Source organism: Roseovarius sp. MMSF_3298 (genome assembly GCF_030733705.1).
In the GTDB taxonomy this organism is placed as follows: Bacteria; Pseudomonadota; Alphaproteobacteria; order Rhodobacterales; family Rhodobacteraceae; genus Roseovarius; species Roseovarius confluentis.
Window position 1 is genome coordinate 256,316 of record NZ_JASHIN010000003.1, and the last position, 18,527, is coordinate 274,842.

Below are 18,527 nucleotides of genomic sequence, written 5' to 3' on the forward strand. Positions count from 1 at the left end.
ACCGGGAGGTTTCCATCCTGGGCACGTTGAGAGGTATGAATGAATTCGCCCCTGCTTCAGTTGCTTGTCCTCGCGGGCATAGCGATTTTCCTGATACTCCGCCTGAAAAGTGTTCTTGGCACCCGCGACGGGTACGAGCCTTCGCAACAGTCGCGCCCTTCGACGCAGACGCCTTCGCGCCGGCAGGAATTCGAAGTAATCGAGGGGGGCCCCGATCACGACATCACCGATCATGTGCCCGAAGGGTCCGAGGATGCCAAGGCGCTTGCAGACATGAAACGCATTGAAAGCAGTTTCTCTGTTGGCGAGTTTCTGCAGGGCGCGAAGCAGGCTTACGAATGGATTCTTATGTCCTTTGAGCGCGGCCAGATGGACGAGATGCGACCGTTCCTTGGTGATGACGTCTTCGAGGCATTCAACGGCGTGGTCGAGTCCCGTGCCCAACAGGGCCTGACCATCGAGGCTGAATTCGTCGGTGTCCGCGAAACCACGCTGGCCAGCGCTCGGTTCGACGACGCGACCAATACTGCCGAGATTACCGTGCGCTTCATCGGTGAATTGATCTCGGTTGTGCGCGACCAGAATGGCGAGATCGTCGAGGGTGAGCCTGGCAAATCCAAAAAGCAGAAGGATACCTGGACCTTCGAACGTGTGATGGGGTCCGACGATCCCAACTGGCGGCTTGTTGCCACGGACGAATGATCGGACGGGCGACAGCGGCTTTATTCCTTATGCTGATGGCCACAATCGCCGTCAGAGCAGAGGAAGTGACGCATACTGTTCTCGACTTCGACGACCTGAAGGGTTGGGAGGCCGATGATCACGAGAAGGCGCTCGAAGCCTTTCTTCTGACCTGTCCCGACCTCAATGATCCCGATTGGCGCGCCCTGTGTGCACTCGCACAGCAAAAGCCCAACGCCAAGGATTTCTTTCAGCTCTTCTTCCGCCCTGTTCTCATCGAGGACGGTAAAAAAGCGCTCTTTACCGGCTATTTCGAGCCGGAACTCAGCGGGTCTTTGTCACCGGGGAGCCGATATCGCTACCCGCTCTACCGCAAACCACCCGAGGCTCAGGGTGCCGTACCTTGGTTGTCTCGTCGAGAAATCGAAGCAGGCGTTGCCATGCAGGGTCGCGGGCTCGAGATTGTCTGGGTCGATGATCCGGTCGAGAAGTTCTTTTTGCAGATCCAGGGGTCTGGTCGTGTGACCCTTCCCGATGGCCGAAAGATCCGCGTGGGCTATGGTGGGGCGAATGGCCACGAATATCGCTCCATCGGGGCCGAGCTTGTTCGCCGCGGTATCTACCAGGCCCACCAGGTTTCGGCTCAGGTCATCAAGAACTGGGTTCGCCGCAATCCTGTGGCCGGTCAGGAACTGCTGTGGCACAACCCTTCCTATGTGTTCTTCCGGCGGATCGATTCCGTGCCCGCCCACATGGGCCCGCTCGGTGCGATGAACCGGTCCGTCACCGCGGGCCGCACCGTTGCGGTCGACCCGGCCTATGTCCCGCTCGGCGCTCCGGTCTGGATCGAGAAAGAGGGGGCCGGCCCGATCCGCAGGCTTATGATTGCGCAGGACACTGGCTCTGCCATCAAGGGGGCGCAGCGCGCGGATATCTTCATCGGCACCGGCGATGATGCTGGTCGCAAAGCCGGGCGCCTGCGTGATCCCGGTCGCATGGTCGTCCTTCTGCCGATCCAGCGCGCCTATGCCACTGCGACGGAGCCGAACCTTTGAGCCGTCGTCGCATCACGCCGGAGGAACTGAAACTTTGGCAACAGGTGGCGCGGACCGCGGACAGGCTCGACCCCGAGAAAAGCCGCGACAGACCTCGCTCGCTGCAGCCATCCACCCGAAAATCGCCCGAGCGAACCAAGCCCGAGTTGCCGCAATTCGAAATCGGCCAAAAGGCCGGTACACCGTCCAATCGCCACGATACCTTGCCTGGCCTGCCCGAACGCCTTGCCCGGCAACCGCTGCAGATGGACAAGCGCACCAACACGCGTCTGAAACGCGGCAAGGTCGAGCCGGAAGCCCGGATCGACCTGCACGGTATGACCCTCGCCCAGGCGCAGCCTGCCCTGACCGGCTTTATCTTGCGGGCGCAGGCTCAGGGCAAAAGGCTGGTTTTGGTGATCACCGGCAAGGGCAGGAACAACGATACCGGTGGCCCGATACCTACCAGGCATGGTGTATTGCGCCATGCGGTACCGCAATGGCTGGGCGCGGCACCGTTGTCGGGGTTGGTTTTGCAGATCACCCAGGCGCATGTGCGGCATGGGGGTGGCGGGGCGTATTACGTGTATCTACGCCGCAACCGGTAGCAGGGGTTTGGCCCGTGTGATGCCGATGGTCATCATCAGGGTGGTGAAGACGAAATAGCCTGCGACAATGAGGTACTGGCTCTCCAATCCCAGCCCCAAATCGATGCCCATGCCGGTCAGGCCGGGGCCGATGGCGGAGCCGAAGACCATGACGGCGGCGGCCATGGCCTTGATCGAACCAAGGCGGGCGGTGCCGTAGAATTCGGCCCAGAAGGCGTTGGGGAGTGTTGTGTTCGCGCCGGTTGTCAGGCCGAGGAAAAACAGGCCTGAGAGCAGGGTCAAGGTATTGTCGGATATCGCAAAAATCCCGAAGGCGGCGACCATGGGGAGCTGGAAGAACGGGATCAGTCTGGCGGTTCCCCAGCGATCCAAAGCCCAGCCGGACAGGACCATCGCGACGATGCCGACAGCGGTGTAGAACGGGTAGAGGGCGACCAGCTGGACGTGAGGGATGCCCTTTAGATCGGCGAAGTGGACCTGGTGGAAAAAGAAGGCCGTGTTGAAGGCTGCGGGGCCCAACAATGCGGGGACCATGAACCAGAAAAGCCAATGAAATAAGGCCTGATTGCGGTTCCAGTGGCGGGACTCCATGCCCAAGGACTGGTCGGTTTCGGCCAGGGATTGGGGCGTGCGTTCGAGGCGGAGGAGGCGGTGGATGACGGGGACGCCGACAAGGGCGATGAGGGCGGCGGCGACCCACAGCATGTGCCAGTCGTAGACCGCCAGAAGTGCAACGAAAACAATGGGTAACAGGGCCTCGCCCAGGGCGAAGCCGAGGGTGGCGATGGACAGGGCCTTGCCCCTTGTGGCGATGAACCAGCGGGACATGGCGACGACGGCGAGGTGGCTGGTCATGCCCTGGCCGGTGAAACGCAGAGCAAAAATAACCGCGATCAACCCCCACCAGACCGGATTGAAGGCCATGGATAGGCAGGCAAAAGCGAGCAATATCAAGATGATAGGGGCGAGGGTGCGGACGCGAAAAAAATCCGTGAGGCCGCCGGCCCAGACCATGACCAGGGCGGAGGCGGTGGTGCCGAGCGTGTAGATACCGCCCCATTGCCCGTGGCTGAGGTCGAACGCGGCCCGAATCTCGCCTGCGAAGAGCGAGATAAAAAACGTTTGTCCAAAAGAACTTAGGAAGGTCAGCAGCATACCCGCCGACAGGAAGGGGAGGTTGTCACGGAGAAAATCGAGGAGCCGCATGGCCCCCTTCGTGGCCCGAAACCCGGGGGAAGGAAAGGGGATTCAAAGTGCTGCCGATTTGATTCGTTAAAGCCCCCCGGATAGGCCAAAACGGAACGTCGGTATCGCGTCGGTATTTGGGTGGCATGCCGACGGTGCGATTTTTGGGGTTTTCGGGGTTAAGAGGGAGCGCGGTGTGATCGGATAATGTCAATTCATTTTCGCCCCTCTCCAGTGCTTGGATCAGGGAATACTATTGCAGATACGTTGGTCGGGTTGGTTGCTTTAAGCTAACTTTTGCAATGATCTTGATCTCAAGCCATTAAGCGAAATACATCCAATGTTTCTGCAATTATCTGACTTAATGTTTCACGAGGATCTTTGTCATCGAATAGGCTTGTACTTGCATCGTCTAGATACACTGGTCGCGTCTTTTGTCGATCCCATGTAGCTAGTGTCCACACCTCGTGAGGCTCACCATCAGGCGTGCCTTTTCGGCGGTCGCGAAAATGAAAAATAGTAAAAAAGTCATCGTCGGACAGCTGCTTGTTTCGAGCTTTGATGATCAAGCTCGGCGCGATTACCTGCATAATCAGCGCTCCAACATATAGGTGGAGCGCAGCGTGCATGCGGTGAGACGGTTCGGGAGTGACCATTGCCAATGTAGCGATCTTTTCGACGTCCCGGAGACTAAGGTGATTATGGTGAATGACTTGCGATAGATACTGCGCAATCCAATCTTCTTTCCACGTGTCGCACAGGCCAATGTCTTGTGCGACCTTTCGGAAATACCTGATTTGAGTCTGGCTGGTACCGGCTCTGCTTGGTTGCGGGATTAGAGGCATTGATAACGTGACAAACTTCTGCAGGTAACGCTCGGCTTGAACCTTCTCTCCGTATCGTGCACGCACGCTGTTGGCCAGTTCTCTAAGATTCACGCCGAGCACAAAATGCACGTTATCAACATCGAAAAAGTGTTTAACCACTTCCAAAAGGCTAAGAGCGTAGTCAGGACGGCACCGATCCAACTCATCGACCACAATCACTAGTTTCTGTTCGGCTGCAACTTGCTCAAGCGTAGTGCGAAAGTTTTCCATTGCGGCACGTTTGCCTTCCTCTTTCTCCCAGAAGGTCTTGGAAGCGTCTTCTAGCTCTTTCGATCCGGCTGAAAGAGCAGGATCAACAGCAGAGCTGGCTGCTTCTGTGGCTCCAACAGTGGCGACCGACAAGGCGATACGGAATAACGGACGCACAAGTTTTGAAGCGGCCTGCTTGGCTTTTTGCCAATTGAACTTCGTTTTTGGGTTTGCTTCGAGTCTTTCTGATATGGCCCCAGTCAGGCCAATCAGGGGATCGTCCATGAAGTCATGTTTGAATGCATCAAAATAAACGGTTTCCGCTGTTCCATTATTCTCTAACTTGTGGGCACCGACCCAGCATTTTAGAAACACACTTTTGCCTGCGCCCCAAGGTGCGTCCAAAGCAATCACCATCGGTTCAGAAATTCTTTCTACTAAGTCCGACAGCTTTTTGCCATCTGATGCCCTGCCAAGTTTGCAAACACCTTCAAAGCCCTGCTTATACAAGTCGATTTCAAGCGCTTTTGGTGTAAGCCTTGTATGAGACATAAATTTTCCATTCTCAGTGTTTAGAAGAACTTGGGATGCATCCTATGCGAAAGCTCTATGTCTCCAAAGCTAGATTAGCGCAGATCAAGGATACGCCCCAATTGGCCAAAAATTTTTGGATAGGTTTTGTTTCAAAACGATTTTGATCTTGCTTATAAGGAAAGCCAACTGGCGCAGCCACGCGCCTTGATAGCTACCTCACAAAACATACCTGCTCAAATCCGTCGACTTCATCAGCTCGCCCAGGTTGGCGTCCACGAAGGCTTCGTCCACGACCACCTTCTCGCCGGCACGATCCGGGGCGGTGAAGCTGAGTTCCTCGAACACGCGTTCCATCACGGTATAGAGCCTGCGCGCGCCGATATTCTCGATGGTGTGGTTGACCTCCGCCGCGATGCGGGCGAGGGCCTTGATGCCGTCCTCGGTGAATTCAACGTTGACCTCCTCGGTCCCCATGAGCGCGGAGTACTGGCGGGTCAGGGCGTTGTCCGTCTCGGTCAGGATGCGCACGAAATCTTCCTCGGTGAGCGCGCGCAGTTCGACCCGGATGGGCAGGCGGCCCTGAAGTTCGGGCAAGAGGTCGGACGGCTTGGCGATGTGGAAGGCGCCGCTGGCGATGAAGAGGATGTGGTCGGTCTTGACCGGGCCATGCTTGGTCGAGACGGTCGTGCCCTCGATCAGGGGCAGGAGGTCGCGCTGCACCCCCTCGCGCGAGACGTCGCCGCCGCGGGCCTCTTGCCGGGCGCAGACCTTGTCGATCTCATCGAGGAAGACGATGCCGTTCTGCTCGACCGCCTCCAGCGCGGTGCGGTTGACGGTTTCGTCGTCCAGGAGCTTGTCGGCTTCCTCGGAAATCAGGATGTCGTAGCTTTCGCGGACGGTCATCTTCTTGCGGGTGGTGCGGCCGCCGAAGGCCTTGCCGAAGATGTCGCCGAGATTCATCATGCCCATCTGGCCGCCGCCGGGCTGGCCGGGGATGTCCATCATGCCAAGGGGGTTGGAGGTGTCGGCGACGTCAAGCTCGATCTCGGTGTCGTCGAGCAGGCCATCCTTGAGCTTCTTGCGGAACATCTCGCGCGTGGATTCGCGGGCATCCTCGCCGGCGATGGCGGCGATGACGCGATCCTCGGCCTGTTGGTGAGCGCGGGATTTGACGTCTTCGCGCATGAAGTCGCGGGTCTGGGCGATGGAGCTGTCGACGAGGTCGCGGATGATCTGCTCGACATCGCGGCCGACATAGCCGACCTCGGTGAACTTGGTCGCCTCGACCTTGATGAAGGGGGCGCGGGCGAGTTTCGCCAGGCGGCGGGAGATTTCGGTTTTGCCCACGCCGGTGGGGCCGATCATCAGGATGTTCTTGGGGTAGACTTCCTCGCGCAGGTCGTCGGAGAGCTGCTTGCGGCGCCAGCGGTTGCGCAGGGCGACGGCGGTGGCGCGCTTGGCGTCCTTCTGGCCGATGATGTAGCGGTCGAGTTCCGAGACGATTTCGCGCGGGGTGAGGTCGGTCATGGGGCGTCCTGTGATTGCGTTACCGGGGAACGTAAGCATGGGGGGCCGAAACGCAAGGTGCGGTTATTCGGAGGTTGCGGTGACGTCGTCCCAGGGCGGCAGGCGGTCCTTGCCGGGGAAGTTGGGCAGGGCGCGCATGAGGGCGACGCGCAGGTGGGTCCAGAAGGTGCCGAGGCCGGTGATGAAGGCGCCGATGACCAGCATCAGGAGCGGAAGCTGCGTGCCGCCGCCGTCCATGCTGAAGAGCCAGTAGATCACGGCGGCGAGATAGCCCATGCCGGCGGTCAGGAACGAGCGGCGGTCGATCACGAGGGCAAGGCAGGTGACCAGCAGGAAGCCGACGATGGTGAGGATCGTGCCGAGGGCGCCGTCGAGGTTGTAGACGGTCATCATCACGGTGTTCACCAGCGCGGGCGCGGCCAGCAGGTGCAGCCAGAAGGCCGAGCGGGCGCGGCGGCCGATGCGGTGCGGGTCCTGCATGTCGAACCAGAGGCCGGAGATGAAGGCGAGGATGCCGAAGATCAGCGTGCCGAGGGCCAGTGAGCCACCTTGGCGCAGGTCGAAGAGGCTCCAGAAACTGCCGGACATCAATGTGTTGACAGGGCTGGTTTCGGTGGTGATCGCGTAGATCGTCATGAAGCCGTAAAGGCCGACGAGAAGCATCGAGAACGGCACGCGGAAGCGCCGGTAATGCAACAGGATCGACGCCATGCCACCGAGGCCCAGCAGGATGGCGGCCAACGCGCCGGAGGTGAGGCCGATCATGTCGAGGACATAGCCGATCAGCCCGCCCGCGCCGGTGGCATAGGTGCAGACCAGCACGATCGACGGCAGGCTCATCCGGCGTTTGAGCGTGAAGTAATGCGCGGCGAACCAGCCGACGGCGATGAGCGCCGCCATGACAAAGAGAATACCGCCCGCGGCGGCTGCGAAAGCTACGGCCCCCGAGGTCAGCAGGATCAGCCCCAGCGAGATGAAGATCTCGGCAAAGCCGGAAAACAGCTCAAACGGTTCATCCTCGTTCGCGCGCCGTGCGATACGGCCGGCGCGTTCGTGCGATAGGGCGCTGAGGCGCGCGGCCTGTGCCTCGTCGATGATGCCGGCGGCAGTGGCCGCGCGCAGGTCGTCCTGGGTCAGGGTCATGGGCGGTCCTCGGGTCGTCTTCGCGCCAGCCCTAAAGGACCTGTTGGCCGAAAGAAAGGCAGCATTCTGACGTGGAAAGACTCTGCTCGGCAGGTCAGTGCTTGCCTAGGAAATCCAGAAGCCCGGCGTTGAAGTCCTGCACGTGGCTCGTGTTGCAGCCATGCGGCGCGCCCTCGATCTCGCACAGGCTGCTGTGGGCAACCATCTTGTGGGTGCGGTGGCCGGAGCCTTCGATCGGCACGATGCCGTCGGCGGTGCCGTGCAGGACCAGCGTGGGCACGGTGATCTTCTCCAGATCATCGCGAAAATCGGTCGTGGCCCAAGCCTTCATGCAGCCAAGCGCGGCCTCCGGCGTGGACTGCTTGCACAGGTCAAGTGCCTGTTGCCGCTGTTCCTCCGTCACCTTCAGGTCGCCATCAGCCGAAAAGAAATCCTTGGTGAATCCCTCAAAGAACGCGTCGCGATCTGCCTTCAGGTTGTCCTCGAACTCCTGCGCGGCGTCCTTGGTCAGTGGGCCGTCGGGGTTATCGTCCGATTGCATCAGACAGGGCGGAACGGCAGCGGCGAAGACCACCCTTTTGAGCCGTGCCTCGCCGTGGGTGCCGATGAAGCGGGCCACCTCGCCGCCACCCATGGAAAAGCCGACGAGCGTGACGTCGTTCAGGTTCTTTTCCTTTATGATCTCTTCGAGATCGGCGGCGAGCGTGTCGTAATCGTACTTGTCGTCGGGCGCGGTCGAGCGGCCAAAGCCGCGACGGTCATAGGCAATAACACGGTGGCCGGCCTGGTTGAGCGCCGGAACCTGGTATTCCCATGCCTCTGCCGACAGGGGCCAGCCGTGGATCAGGATGACCGGCTGGCCGTTGCCGCCGGTGTCTTCGATATGCAAGCTCATGGAGCCCTCCTCGTGCGATGCACTTCAGTCAGGAGAACGAGGTGGGCGGCAGTGATGTTCCGCCTTGTCCTCAGGCGCTGATGGATTCCACGGTCAGGTTGCCGTTGGTGTAGACGCAGATGTCCGACGCGATGGCCATGGCATCCCGCGCAATCTGTTCGGCGGACCTGTCGCTGTCGATCATGCCTCGCGCGGCGGCCAGCGCGTAGTTCCCGCCCGAGCCGATGGCGGCCACGTCATGTTCGGGTTCCAGCACGTCGCCCGCGCCGGTGATCACGTAAAGCTGTGAGCCGTCGGTGACGATCAGCATCGCCTCGAGCTTTTGCAGGTACTTGTCGGTGCGCCAGTCCTTGGCCAGTTCGACGGAGGCACGTTGCAGTTGGCCGGGGGTCGCTTCGAGTTTTGATTCCAGCCGTTCCAGCAGGGTGAAGGCGTCGGCGGTGGAGCCGGCGAAACCGGCGACCACGTCATAGCCACCAGGGCTGATGCGGCGGACCTTGCGGGCGGTGCCCTTGATGACGGTATCGCCAAGGCTGACCTGCCCGTCGCCCGCGACGACGACCTGCCCGCCCTTGCGGACGCCGATGATGGTTGTGCCGTGCCAGCCGGGGAAATCGCTCATGGTCGGGGCTCCTTTGATCTTTGGACCTATATGGAAGGCGCGGGGCGGAGTGGCAACCCGGGTGGGCAAATGGAGCCGCGCATTGGCGGGCCGCGGTGCGGCGATCTACCGTTGTTCCTGGGTGTTTTATTTCAGCCAAGTCCGTGAAAGTTTAGGTCGGAGCGCCATGCCCAGCCCAATCGCCGTGCCGTGGGGGCGGCGTCATGCCGAAGGCATGCTACTCGCATGACGATACGCGGCGGCGCGGCAGGGCCGCGCCTTGGTTCCGCGCATGGTGCTTAAACGAAAAAAGGCCGCCCAGTGGGCGACCCTTTGACTGTTTTATCCGATTAGCTTCAGATCGACTCTTCGATCCAGCCTTGCAGCGCGGCCTTGGGCGCGGCGCCGGTCTTGGTCGACACCACTTCGCCGTTCTTGAAGATGAACAGCGCCGGAATGCCGCGCACGCCCAGCTGCGAGGGCGAGTTGGGGTTTTCGTCCACGTTCACCTTGGCGATCTTGACCTTGCCGTCCATCTCGGAGGACAGCTCTTCCAGCGCCGGGCCGATCTGTTTGCAGGGGCCGCACCATTCGGCCCAGAAATCCACCACGACGGGAATGTCGGAGTTCTTCACTTCGCTATCGAACGTGTCGTCGGTTACGGCAACGGTGGCCATCTCGGTTTCTCCTTGAGCTCAGGTTCGACAGCGAACCTATGTAGAGCGATAGGGAGCGTCAAGCTATATGGGTGTCGGCCAGGGCCTGCGTCACAAGATCGTGTGGCAGGGGCATGAGGGTCGCCGTGCGGGTCCAGAGCAGCGCGGTCTCGATGCTGCGGCCGGGATAAATCTGTTGCAGGGCATGGGCATAGGCGCCCATCTGCCGCAGAAGTCCCGAGGGCACGTCGGCGGGCGCGTTGGGGACCACGGCGTTGGTCTTGAAATCCACGGCAAGGATTTTTTCGGGGGTGACGATCAGGCGATCGATCGCGCCGTGAATCCGGCGGCCACCCAGCGCATCGAGATTGGCGGAAACTGGCACCTCTGCCAGCGCCTGCGGTGAAAAAAGAAAGCGCAGGGGCTCTTGCGCAAGGACGTGTTCGGCCTCGGCAAGGAGCAGGGCAAGCTCCTGCCCCGTTGCGGCGTCCGGTCCGTGGGCGAGCAGAGACTCGGCGGTTCCGGCCCAGTCGGTCTGGTCGCGCTGAGGCAGCATTTCCAAAAGGCGGTGCACTTGCCGGCCGCGGCGCTTGGCGGCGTCCTCGTCCAGCCCTGCCTCGCCCGGCAAGGCCTTGTCGCCGCCAAGATCAGACGGCGCAAGCGTCTCAGTAGCGCGCATCGCGGGCTTGGCGTGATCCTGAAAGAACGCGGGAAGGGACGGCGTGATCGTGAGATCGACCGGGGCCGATACAGGCTCTGTTCCGGCCCAATTCCCGGATTGCAGCCGCAAGCCCTGCCCGCCGTCGAACACGTGCTCGACGGCGTCGGATCGCAGCATTCCGCCCTGCACCTTGCTGTACCAGTCGCGCCCTTCCTTATCGAGATCACCCGCCGCGGCGACGATCAGCCATTGCTCGGCCCGGGTCATGGCGACATAAAGCAGGCGGTCGCGCTCGGCCCATTGGGCATCGCGCTCGGCGGTGTCGATGGCCTGAAGGGCCGTGGGCAGATCATCCTTGCGCGGCCGCCACAGTGCGGTGTCCCCTGCCCCGATCAGCTTGGCGTCGACGCGCAGATCGCGCTTGGCACTGTCAGGCAGGATCACGATGGCCGATTCCAGCCCCTTGGCCGCGTGCGCGGTCATGACGCGAATGCGGTTGCCCGCATTGTCCAGTTGGCGCTTGATTTCCAGGTCGTCGGTTTCCATCCAGACCAGGAAACCCGTCAGGCTGTCGATCGCATTGCGTTCATAGGCCATCGCCTGCGACAAAAGCGCGTCGATGCCGTCCTCGGCCTCGGGCCCCAACCGTGACAAAAGGCGGGCGCGCCCCTGGTGCCGCGTCAGGATTCGCTCTATCATGTCATAGGGGCGCAGGTAATCGGCGGCGCGGCGCAAGTCGTTCACCACGGCAAGCGTTTCGGGATACTCCGCCGCGCGCTCGCGCAGGGTTTGCCAGAGATATCGGTGCGGGCGGTCATGGGCGAGGTCGAAAAGCTGTGCCTCGCTCCACCCGAATAGCGGCGAGCGCAGGGCAGTGGCGAGCGACAGGCTGTCCTCGGGCGTCGCAAGAAACGACAAGAGCGCCGCGACATCGCGCACCGCCAGTTCCGCGCCGACGCGCAGGCGGTCGGCCCCGGCGACGTTCAGCCCCTCGGATTTGCAGGCGCGGATGATCTCGTGAAAGAGGCCGGAGCGGCGCTGTACGAGGATCAGGATATCGCCCTCCGTGATGGCCCGCGCGGCGTTTCCTTCCTTTGATGGCAAGGGCGTGCCCAGCATCTCCTTGATATTGCGTGCGATCTGCGCGGCAAGCCGGGTGGCCGGGTCGCCCGGGGCCTTGATATCGACGGGGTCGTACCACTCCGGCGGCTCTTCGGCGTCTTCCTTCTCGATCGGCGGCCAGAGGTCGACACGACCCGGCATCGCATCATGGAACGCCTTGTGCTTTTCGCGCTGGGTAAAGCCGCTGGAATCGAGCCCGCGGAAGGTTTCGTCGACCAGTGACAGGATGGTCTGCGCGGAACGGAAGGAAAACTCCATCTCCATGTCCTGCAGCGGCGCGTCGGTCACCTCCAGCTTGGTGCGGAAATCCTCCTTCATGCGGTCGAACCCTTCGGGATCGGCGCCCTGGAACGAATAGATCGACTGTTTCTTGTCGCCCACGACAAAGATCGTCCGCTGCCGGTCGGCGCGGGCGCCGGTGCCGCTGGTGAATTCCTGCGACAGGCGTTCGATCAGGGTCCATTGCACCGGGCTGGTGTCCTGCGCCTCGTCGACCAGGATATGGTCAATGCCACCGTCCAGCTTGAACAGGACCCAGTCGGCGACCTTGGGATCGTCCAGAAGGTCACGGCTGCGCAGGATCAGGTCGTCGAAATCCAGCATGCCGCGGGCCTCCTTGGCGGCGGCATAGGCGGGCAGGAAAATGCCCGTGAAACGGTGCAGAATCCGCGCTGTCTCCCGCGCCTGAAGGGCAAGGCGCGTGTCGCGGGCTTCTTCGACCCGGACCATCAGGGCATTCAGCGCATCGGTCAGGCCTGGGTTTGCCTCGCGCAGGGCCTTGGTTGGAAAAGACCCTATCTTGGCCGAGAATGGCGATTTTGCACTACTGCCGGTCAGAAAGACATCCTCGAGGATCGGCAGCGCCTGAAGCGAGGGAATGTCGGCCATCGTCAGCTTGACCGCCGCCTTCGCATCATTGGTGCTGCCTGCGGTCAGGATCGGCAGGAGGTCGGCCATCAACTGGGCTTCGCCCCCGAGGAAGACAGAGGTAACGAGCGACTGCGCAGACTCCTCCGGCCTCAGCCCGAAGAGCGCCGAGAGATCGGCCTCACTGACCGGGTTGGACAGACGATCCCGCTTGCCGACGATCTCCTGCGTCAGGCTTTCGAGGTCCTCGCCGGTGTAGTGCTCGGCAAGGTCATAAAGCGCCTGCGCATCAGGGCCGTTGGCGATTTTCTCGACCACTTCGGCGCGCAGGAGGGCGGCGGCGCGGTCTTCCATCTCGGTGAATTGCGGGCTGACCCCGGCCTCGAGCGGGAAACGCCGCAGGAGAGCGGAGCAGAACGAGTGGATCGTCTGGATCTTCAGCCCGCCGGGCGTTTCGATCGCCACCGCGAACAGGCGGCGCGCCTCGCGCAGGCGCTCGGGAGTGATCGGGCCGTCGATGCCCAGGTCGGTCAGGCGTGTTTCCAGAATGTCATCGGGTAGCATCGCCCATTCGCCCAAACGGTCGAACAAGCGGTTCTGCATCTCTGACGCCGCGGCCTTGGTGTAGGTCAGGCAAAGGATATTCTGCGGGTCTGTTCCAGCCAAAAGAAGCCGTGCAACCCGATCCGTCAGGACCTTGGTCTTGCCCGATCCGGCATTGGCTGACAGCCATGTCGAGCGGTCGGGGCGGGCGGCGTCGATCTGGCGCTGGGTGGCGTCGTCTACCATTTGCCCACCTTTTCCGGATCGGCCTCGTCGGTGATGTCCCATTCGCCGAAGCGGGCCAGCTGATCGTAGTCACCCGGCATGTCCTTGGTCTTCATCGCGCGGCGTGACAGGTATCCCTGGCCAGGGTCCATGTAGCGGGTGATCAGGTCCTTGAGTTCCGCCCATGTCCGGCCGGTCGGGGCCTCTTCCAGTGGGGCGGGCACCTGTTTGGGCTCGCCCGTCAGGCCGATGAAAACCGCCCTTTCGACAGGGCTGGGCGACAGCTCCCCGAACCCGGCGCGTTCGGCCAGCGCGGCCTCGAGCAAAAGCTGCTTTTCGAACGCCTTCTGCGACTTTGGCGAGGGGGGCGCGCCGGTCTTGTAATCGTAGATGTGCAGACGCCCGCCCGTGTCGATGTCGATCCGGTCTGCCTTGGCCGTCAGGGTGAAATCGAGCGGCTCGACCTGCGCGCGCGCCATCTGTTCGAACGCGGTGGGCCGGGCCAGCGCGCGGCGGCCCGCCTCGGTCTCGATGAACCAGTCGGCGATACGCGCGATGCGGGCAAGCCAAAGTGCCCGCGCCTCGCCCCAAGGCACGCTTTTGGCGAGAACAGAGACGGTTTCCTGTGTCAGGTAGGCAGGTGTCAGGCTGTCGGGATCGTCCAGCGTGGCCTTGATGACATGCTCCAGCACATCGTGCAGCACCTCGCCGCGCAAGCGGGCATCGGGCAGTTTCATCAGCGGATCGAGCGGGCGCAGGCGCAGGATCTTGTCGGCATAGATCGCGTAGGGATCACGGATCAACTTTTCGATCCGTGTCACCGAAAGCTCTTTGGGCCGCGTGTGGACCGGCGGAATCGGCGCAGGGCGGCGGGCCGAGGGGGTGGGCGTCACGGCCTCGAGCGCTTCGGCGCGGGCCAGCGCGTCGTTGCCCCGCGAGGTCATGGCCGCCAATGCGTCGGTTCCGCCCTCTTCCGGCAATCCTTTCAGCAGGTTGGTCAGGCGATTCAGCCAGCGCGACGGCACGGTCTGGGCGTCGTCCGACCGGACCGAGCGCGTGATCCAGACCTCGGGCGTGGCGGTCGCGGCCTGCTGGAAATCATGGGCCGACAGGCCGATATTCCGCTCGGGCAGCAACAGGCCGGCCTGGCACCGCATGTCGCGGTTCAGCCACGGGTCGCGCGGCGGGATCTCGGGCCATGTTCCCTCGTTCAGCCCGGCAAGGATCATCAGGTCGGCACCCTGCACCCGCGCTTCCAGCGTACCCCAGATCAGGACGCGCGGATCGGTGCCGGTCTGGTTGCGGACCACCTCTCGCGAGAGGACGGCGTGAAACAGGTTGATATAGTCGATCGCCTGCATCGCCTGTGCATACTGCGCGTTTTCGGCAAGGTTAGAGACGCATTTCTCGGCCTCGATGCCGGCGTCCTCGTCCCACAGATGCAACGGCGCGTTCGCATCGGGCCCGCGAGAAATCGCCTCGGCCAGGGTGATATGACTGTCCACGATGGCGGTCAGCGGTCGCGCCTCTGGCGCGGCGTTGCCGAAAAAGCAGGCGCGCAGCCAGGCAAGCCAGGTGTCAAGATAGGGATCGTCGGACCCGGCTGCAAAGGCGTCGAGCGTTTCCAGATCCGGCTCTGGCGGTCCATCGCGGCGCAGGTACAGTTCCAGCTCTCGTGTCAGCCGCAGGTGCATGCCGCGCGCGTCGCCCGCGTTGGTCAGCGGGTGTTTCAACAGCGTCAGCAGTTGCGCGGCATCCAGCGGCGCGTTCAGCATCTCGGCCACGTGGCGCAGGAACCGGCCCGGCGCGGAATGGTGCAGCGGCACGCCCGCGCTGTCATCGGGCCGTATGCCCCAACGGTCCAGCGCCGACGCGACACGGCGCGTCAGGGTCCGGTCGGGGGTGATCAGCGCCGCGGTCTGTCCGTGTTCGACCGCTTCGCGCAGGCGCATGGCGATGCAGAGCGCCTCCATCCGGGCCGAGGGGGCCGACAGCAGGGTGATCCCTTCGGTGGCGGGACCGATATCGCCTGCAAGCGAGGGCCCGTGCGACAGCCATTCGTCGGTCACCGGCGCGGGCCGCAAGGCAAGAGACATCAGGCGGTTGCGCTCGGGTGAAACAGGCGCTGTTCCGGGCCAGGGACGGATAATAGACGGCGTGGTGTCCAGATCGGACAGAAGCTGTGCGAACCGGAACTGCGGGTGATCCTCGCTGTTGCGGGGATCGTCCAGTCGTGCCCAGACATGATCGGGCTGGTCGACATCGAACCCCGGCAGCACGACGGCACCTTGGGGCAGTTGCGCGACCGTCTTCATCAACAGCCGGGTCGCGCCGCGGGACCCGGTGGAGCCCGCCAGGATGATCGGGTGATCGGGCGGTTGGTCCTGCCAGAGCCGCGCATAGGTCTCGATGACGAGGCGCTGGCGCGTTTCGACATCGGGCGCGTCGCCGCTGGCCTCGAAATAGGGACTGAGTATGCCCAGAAACGTCTTGATCCGCGCCCAGTGACCGGATTGATCGCCGGTATCTATGGCGGTGATGTCCTCCGGCACGACGCCTTCGCCATGCATTTCGTCCATCAGCCGGGCCAGGCTGTCCGACAGATCGTACAGCGCGGCGCGTGGCGCAAGATCGGGCTCCTGTTCCAGCAGGGCAGACACCACGGTGATCAGTTCCAGCCGCCGACGCAGGGGCGGCATCGGCTCGGGGATATGGGCAAGTCCCAGGGTTTCGCCGAAATCGGTGACAAGGCTGATCCGCGGTAGAAGCAGCGCCGGACCCTGATCGAACAGCGCCCGGATGCGCCGGGCCATGCGGCGGGTGTTGACGATCAGATGCACCCGCGCCAGCGCCTCGGGCGGCTGGCCGTCATAGGCGGCCAGAAGACCGCGCACCAGTTCCCGGGGAAAGTCCGCGCCAAGCGGCATACCGAAGACGCGCGGGGTGTCGAGCGGCTCAAACATGGGCATTGTGCAGCATGGCCTCGGCCAGCGTGATACCTTCGGGCGTACCGACGTCGCACCATTTGCCGGGATAGGTCACGGCATGAAGGCGGCCCTCTCGCAGCATCCGGTTCCAGAAAATATTGAGGGAAAAGGAAGGCTCGGGAATCTCGGTGAGGCCGTCGGTCTTGAGGATCTGCAGGCCAGTGTAGACGACGCCCGGGCCACGGCTGGCGCGGCCATCGGTTTCGATCACGAAGTCGCCCGGGCCTGCATGGCCAATGGCGTCTTCGCGCGGAATGCAGAGCAAAAGCGCGTCCATCTGTGTCGGGTTCCACGCGGCGGCAAGCTGCGCCAGCGGGTTGGGGCCGGACCAGACGGAATCGGTGTTCATGGTAAAGACCGGGGTGTCGCCAAGCAGTGGCAGTGCCTTGCGCAGTCCGCCGCCGGTTTCAAGGATATCGGGCTGTTCGTCCGAGATCCGGATATTCCGCCCGGCAAGGTGGGCCGCGATCTGGTTCGGCAGGTAGTGCGTGTTCACCACGGTGCGCGCAGGACCGTATGCCGCCACTAGATCGAGCGCGTGATCGATAAGCGGCTTCCCCGCCACCTCGACAAGCGGCTTGGGCCGGGACGCGGTCAGCGTACCCATCCGCGTGCCGAATCCGGCGGCAAAAAGCATCACTGCGTCAGGGGCGTCGCGCATTTTGATTTCAGCTTTTCAAGGAGAGAAGGATCAGGCGTCGGCAGTCGGTCGGCCAGCATGGCCTGCAGCGGGGCAAGGGCCGGATGCGCAAGGTCACGCTGCAAAAGGCCCCAGACCCGGGGGATCAGGTCGACGTAATGCGCCTTGCCGTCGCGGATGCAAAGCCGGGCAAAGACGCCGAGGATGCGCAGGTTGCGCTGGGCGCCAAGCACGGCATAGGCGGTCGCGAACGCGTCCGGGTTCTGGCCGGTCTGCAGCGCGTAGCGGTCGCGCATCCGCTGCTCCAATTCGGGCGGAACGTCGCGGCGGGCATCCTGCAACAGCGAGACGAGGTCATAGGCGCGGTGGCCCAGCATCGCATCCTGAAAGTCGAGCAGCCCGACGCGGGCGATGCTTTTGCGGTCGGGCAGCCACAGCAGGTTTTGGGCGTGGTAGTCGCGTTGAATCAGGACGTCGCAAGTGCCGGCATGCTCGGCCAGCAGGTCGTGCAGGCAACGCTCGACGTCGGATCGCGCGGAGGTGTCGGCATCGTCCGTCGCCCCGGGGATGTACCAGTCGAAGATAAGGGACGATAGGGCGCTGGCGGTCGTCGCGTCATAGGTGGCGAGACCGGCGGGTGGGGTCTGGGCGTGCAGATGCACAAGCACGTCCGTTGCGGTGGAATAGAGACTGTTTTCAAGGTCCGGATTCCGCGGGATGATGCTGGCGAACAGCGCATCGCCAAGGTCCTCGAGCAAGAGGAACCCGGCGTCTTCGTCGCGACCGAGAATGCGTGGCGCGCTCAGGCTGATGCTTGCCAGGTAGTCCGCAATTTTCACAAAGGGGCGCACATCCTCGCCCTTTTCCGGGGGGGCATCCATCAGCACGGCACGTTCCGCGTTCGACGGGCGGATCAGGCGCAGGTAGCGCCGGTTCGAGGCGTCGCCCGCGAGAAACGAGACCACCGCATCGCCCCAGCCTGCCCGCTCGATGAAGGCGCCGATCTGTGTGTCGCGGTCGCTCATGTGGAAAACTCCCCTGCCCGGTCATCCCATCGCGGATCGCGCCAGGTGATGTCAAGAACCCGCTGATCGGGGTCGTCATGCGGCGCGAAATCGAGCGAGAGCGCGTGGTCCGGTGCAAGATCGCCAAGCCGGTCGGGCCATTCGATCAGCGTGACGCTGTCCTCGAAAGCCTCCAGCAGTCCAAGCTCGATCACTTCGCCGGGTGAGGACAGACGGTAAAGATCGGTATGCCAGATTTCGAACACGCCCCCGTCATAAGTCTGCACGAGGGTGAAGGTGGGCGATGGCACATCCTCGGGTTCGGGCAGAAGAGACTGGATCAGGCTGCGCGCGAAATGCGTCTTTCCGGCGCCGACCGGACCGTCGAGCAACAGCACGTCGCCGGGCCGAAGGACGGCCCCGATGCGCCGGGCCAGAGTGGAGGTGGCGTCGGGGCCGCGAAGGGTGAGGTGCAGGCTGCGGGCGGGCATGGCACGACACTACACCGCCGGGTCTGACCTGCAATACAAAGCGCGCG

Annotated in this window: 15 protein-coding genes; 3 read left to right on the forward strand and 12 right to left on the reverse strand. The window is 62.8% G+C overall.

Annotated elements, in window-relative coordinates:
• The first annotated feature begins 39 nt into the window (after window positions 1-39).
• The 3 genes from RBB18_RS04955 to RBB18_RS04965 are packed head-to-tail and all read left to right on the forward strand — an operon-like array spanning window position 40 to window position 2,323.
• Window positions 40-702: a Tim44/TimA family putative adaptor protein gene (locus RBB18_RS04955; RefSeq protein ID WP_306110372.1), complete on the forward strand. Its 663-nt coding sequence runs from the start codon at window positions 40-42 to the stop codon at window positions 700-702.
• A 29-nt stretch (window positions 703-731) separates the two neighbouring features.
• Window positions 732-1,736 (forward strand): murein transglycosylase A, encoded by a 1,005-nt coding sequence (locus RBB18_RS04960; protein WP_306110373.1) that lies wholly within the window; start codon window positions 732-734, stop codon window positions 1,734-1,736.
• Window positions 1,733-2,323, forward strand: a complete 591-nt coding sequence (locus tag RBB18_RS04965; RefSeq protein WP_103762591.1) for a Smr/MutS family protein — start codon at window positions 1,733-1,735, stop codon at window positions 2,321-2,323. Before RBB18_RS04960 ends, RBB18_RS04965 begins: the two co-directional genes overlap by 4 nt.
• Here RBB18_RS04965 and RBB18_RS04970 read toward each other — a convergent pair.
• From RBB18_RS04970 to tsaE, 12 genes are all read right to left on the reverse strand, one after another.
• The gene (locus tag RBB18_RS04970) at window positions 2,306-3,529 is read right to left on the reverse strand and encodes an MFS transporter (RefSeq protein WP_306110374.1); all 1,224 of its coding nucleotides are present in this window, start codon (window positions 3,527-3,529) and stop codon (window positions 2,306-2,308) included. The genes RBB18_RS04965 and RBB18_RS04970 overlap by 18 nt on opposite strands.
• Before the next feature lie 293 nt (window positions 3,530-3,822).
• Window positions 3,823-5,136: a P-loop NTPase fold protein gene (locus RBB18_RS04975; RefSeq protein ID WP_306110375.1), complete on the reverse strand. Its 1,314-nt coding sequence runs from the start codon at window positions 5,134-5,136 to the stop codon at window positions 3,823-3,825.
• Between the two features lie 198 nt (window positions 5,137-5,334).
• Window positions 5,335-6,645 carry an ATP-dependent protease ATPase subunit HslU gene (hslU, locus tag RBB18_RS04980; RefSeq protein WP_306110376.1) on the reverse strand — a complete coding sequence of 437 codons (1,311 nt, stop codon included), beginning with the start codon at window positions 6,643-6,645 and terminating at the stop codon, window positions 5,335-5,337.
• Between the two features lie 63 nt (window positions 6,646-6,708).
• Window positions 6,709-7,788 carry a hypothetical protein gene (locus RBB18_RS04985; RefSeq protein ID WP_306110377.1) on the reverse strand — a complete coding sequence of 360 codons (1,080 nt, stop codon included), beginning with the start codon at window positions 7,786-7,788 and terminating at the stop codon, window positions 6,709-6,711.
• A 94-nt stretch (window positions 7,789-7,882) separates the two neighbouring features.
• Entirely contained in the window at window positions 7,883-8,683 is an 801-nt protein-coding gene (locus RBB18_RS04990) for an alpha/beta fold hydrolase (RefSeq protein ID WP_306110378.1), read from the reverse strand.
• Between the two features lie 70 nt (window positions 8,684-8,753).
• Window positions 8,754-9,305 carry an ATP-dependent protease subunit HslV gene (gene hslV / locus RBB18_RS04995; RefSeq protein ID WP_057795335.1) on the reverse strand — a complete coding sequence of 184 codons (552 nt, stop codon included), beginning with the start codon at window positions 9,303-9,305 and terminating at the stop codon, window positions 8,754-8,756.
• A 335-nt stretch (window positions 9,306-9,640) separates the two neighbouring features.
• The gene (trxA, locus tag RBB18_RS05000; RefSeq protein ID WP_057795333.1) at window positions 9,641-9,961 is read right to left on the reverse strand and encodes a thioredoxin; all 321 of its coding nucleotides are present in this window, start codon (window positions 9,959-9,961) and stop codon (window positions 9,641-9,643) included.
• Window positions 9,962-10,019: 58 nt separating this feature from the next.
• Entirely contained in the window at window positions 10,020-13,379 is a 3,360-nt protein-coding gene (addA, locus tag RBB18_RS05005) for a double-strand break repair helicase AddA (protein ID WP_306110379.1), read from the reverse strand.
• Entirely contained in the window at window positions 13,373-16,321 is a 2,949-nt protein-coding gene (addB, locus tag RBB18_RS05010; RefSeq protein ID WP_306110402.1) for a double-strand break repair protein AddB, read from the reverse strand. Before addB ends, addA begins: the two co-directional genes overlap by 7 nt.
• Window positions 16,314-17,006, reverse strand: a complete 693-nt coding sequence (locus RBB18_RS05015; protein ID WP_306110380.1) for a nucleotidyltransferase family protein — start codon at window positions 17,004-17,006, stop codon at window positions 16,314-16,316. The genes addB and RBB18_RS05015 overlap by 8 nt, the downstream gene beginning before the upstream one ends.
• Window positions 16,982-18,010, reverse strand: coding sequence for an aminoglycoside phosphotransferase family protein (locus RBB18_RS05020; protein ID WP_306110381.1), 1,029 nt, complete (start codon window positions 18,008-18,010; stop codon window positions 16,982-16,984). Before RBB18_RS05020 ends, RBB18_RS05015 begins: the two co-directional genes overlap by 25 nt.
• On the reverse strand, window positions 18,007-18,480 hold the full coding sequence (gene tsaE / locus RBB18_RS05025; RefSeq protein WP_103762581.1) for a tRNA (adenosine(37)-N6)-threonylcarbamoyltransferase complex ATPase subunit type 1 TsaE: 474 nt from the start codon (window positions 18,478-18,480) through the stop codon (window positions 18,007-18,009). The genes RBB18_RS05020 and tsaE overlap by 4 nt, the downstream gene beginning before the upstream one ends.
• Between the last annotated feature and the right edge of the window lie 47 nt (window positions 18,481-18,527).

Coding starts and splice junctions, on each gene's coding strand:
- RBB18_RS04955 (WP_306110372.1), top strand. CDS start 40: ATGAATTCGCCCCTGCTTCAGTTGCTTGTCCTCGCGGGCATAGCGATT.
- RBB18_RS04960 (WP_306110373.1), top strand. CDS start 732: ATGCTGATGGCCACAATCGCCGTCAGAGCAGAGGAAGTGACGCATACT.
- RBB18_RS04970 (WP_306110374.1), bottom strand. CDS start 3,529: ATGCGGCTCCTCGATTTTCTCCGTGACAACCTCCCCTTCCTGTCGGCG.
- RBB18_RS04975 (WP_306110375.1), bottom strand. CDS start 5,136: ATGTCTCATACAAGGCTTACACCAAAAGCGCTTGAAATCGACTTGTAT.
- hslU (WP_306110376.1), bottom strand. CDS start 6,645: ATGACCGACCTCACCCCGCGCGAAATCGTCTCGGAACTCGACCGCTAC.
- RBB18_RS04985 (WP_306110377.1), bottom strand. CDS start 7,788: ATGACCCTGACCCAGGACGACCTGCGCGCGGCCACTGCCGCCGGCATC.
- RBB18_RS04990 (WP_306110378.1), bottom strand. CDS start 8,683: ATGAGCTTGCATATCGAAGACACCGGCGGCAACGGCCAGCCGGTCATC.
- hslV (WP_057795335.1), bottom strand. CDS start 9,305: ATGAGCGATTTCCCCGGCTGGCACGGCACAACCATCATCGGCGTCCGC.
- trxA (WP_057795333.1), bottom strand. CDS start 9,961: ATGGCCACCGTTGCCGTAACCGACGACACGTTCGATAGCGAAGTGAAG.
- addA (WP_306110379.1), bottom strand. CDS start 13,379: ATGGTAGACGACGCCACCCAGCGCCAGATCGACGCCGCCCGCCCCGAC.
- addB (WP_306110402.1), bottom strand. CDS start 16,321: ATGTTTGAGCCGCTCGACACCCCGCGCGTCTTCGGTATGCCGCTTGGC.
- RBB18_RS05015 (WP_306110380.1), bottom strand. CDS start 17,006: ATGCGCGACGCCCCTGACGCAGTGATGCTTTTTGCCGCCGGATTCGGC.
- RBB18_RS05020 (WP_306110381.1), bottom strand. CDS start 18,010: ATGAGCGACCGCGACACACAGATCGGCGCCTTCATCGAGCGGGCAGGC.
- tsaE (WP_103762581.1), bottom strand. CDS start 18,480: ATGCCCGCCCGCAGCCTGCACCTCACCCTTCGCGGCCCCGACGCCACC.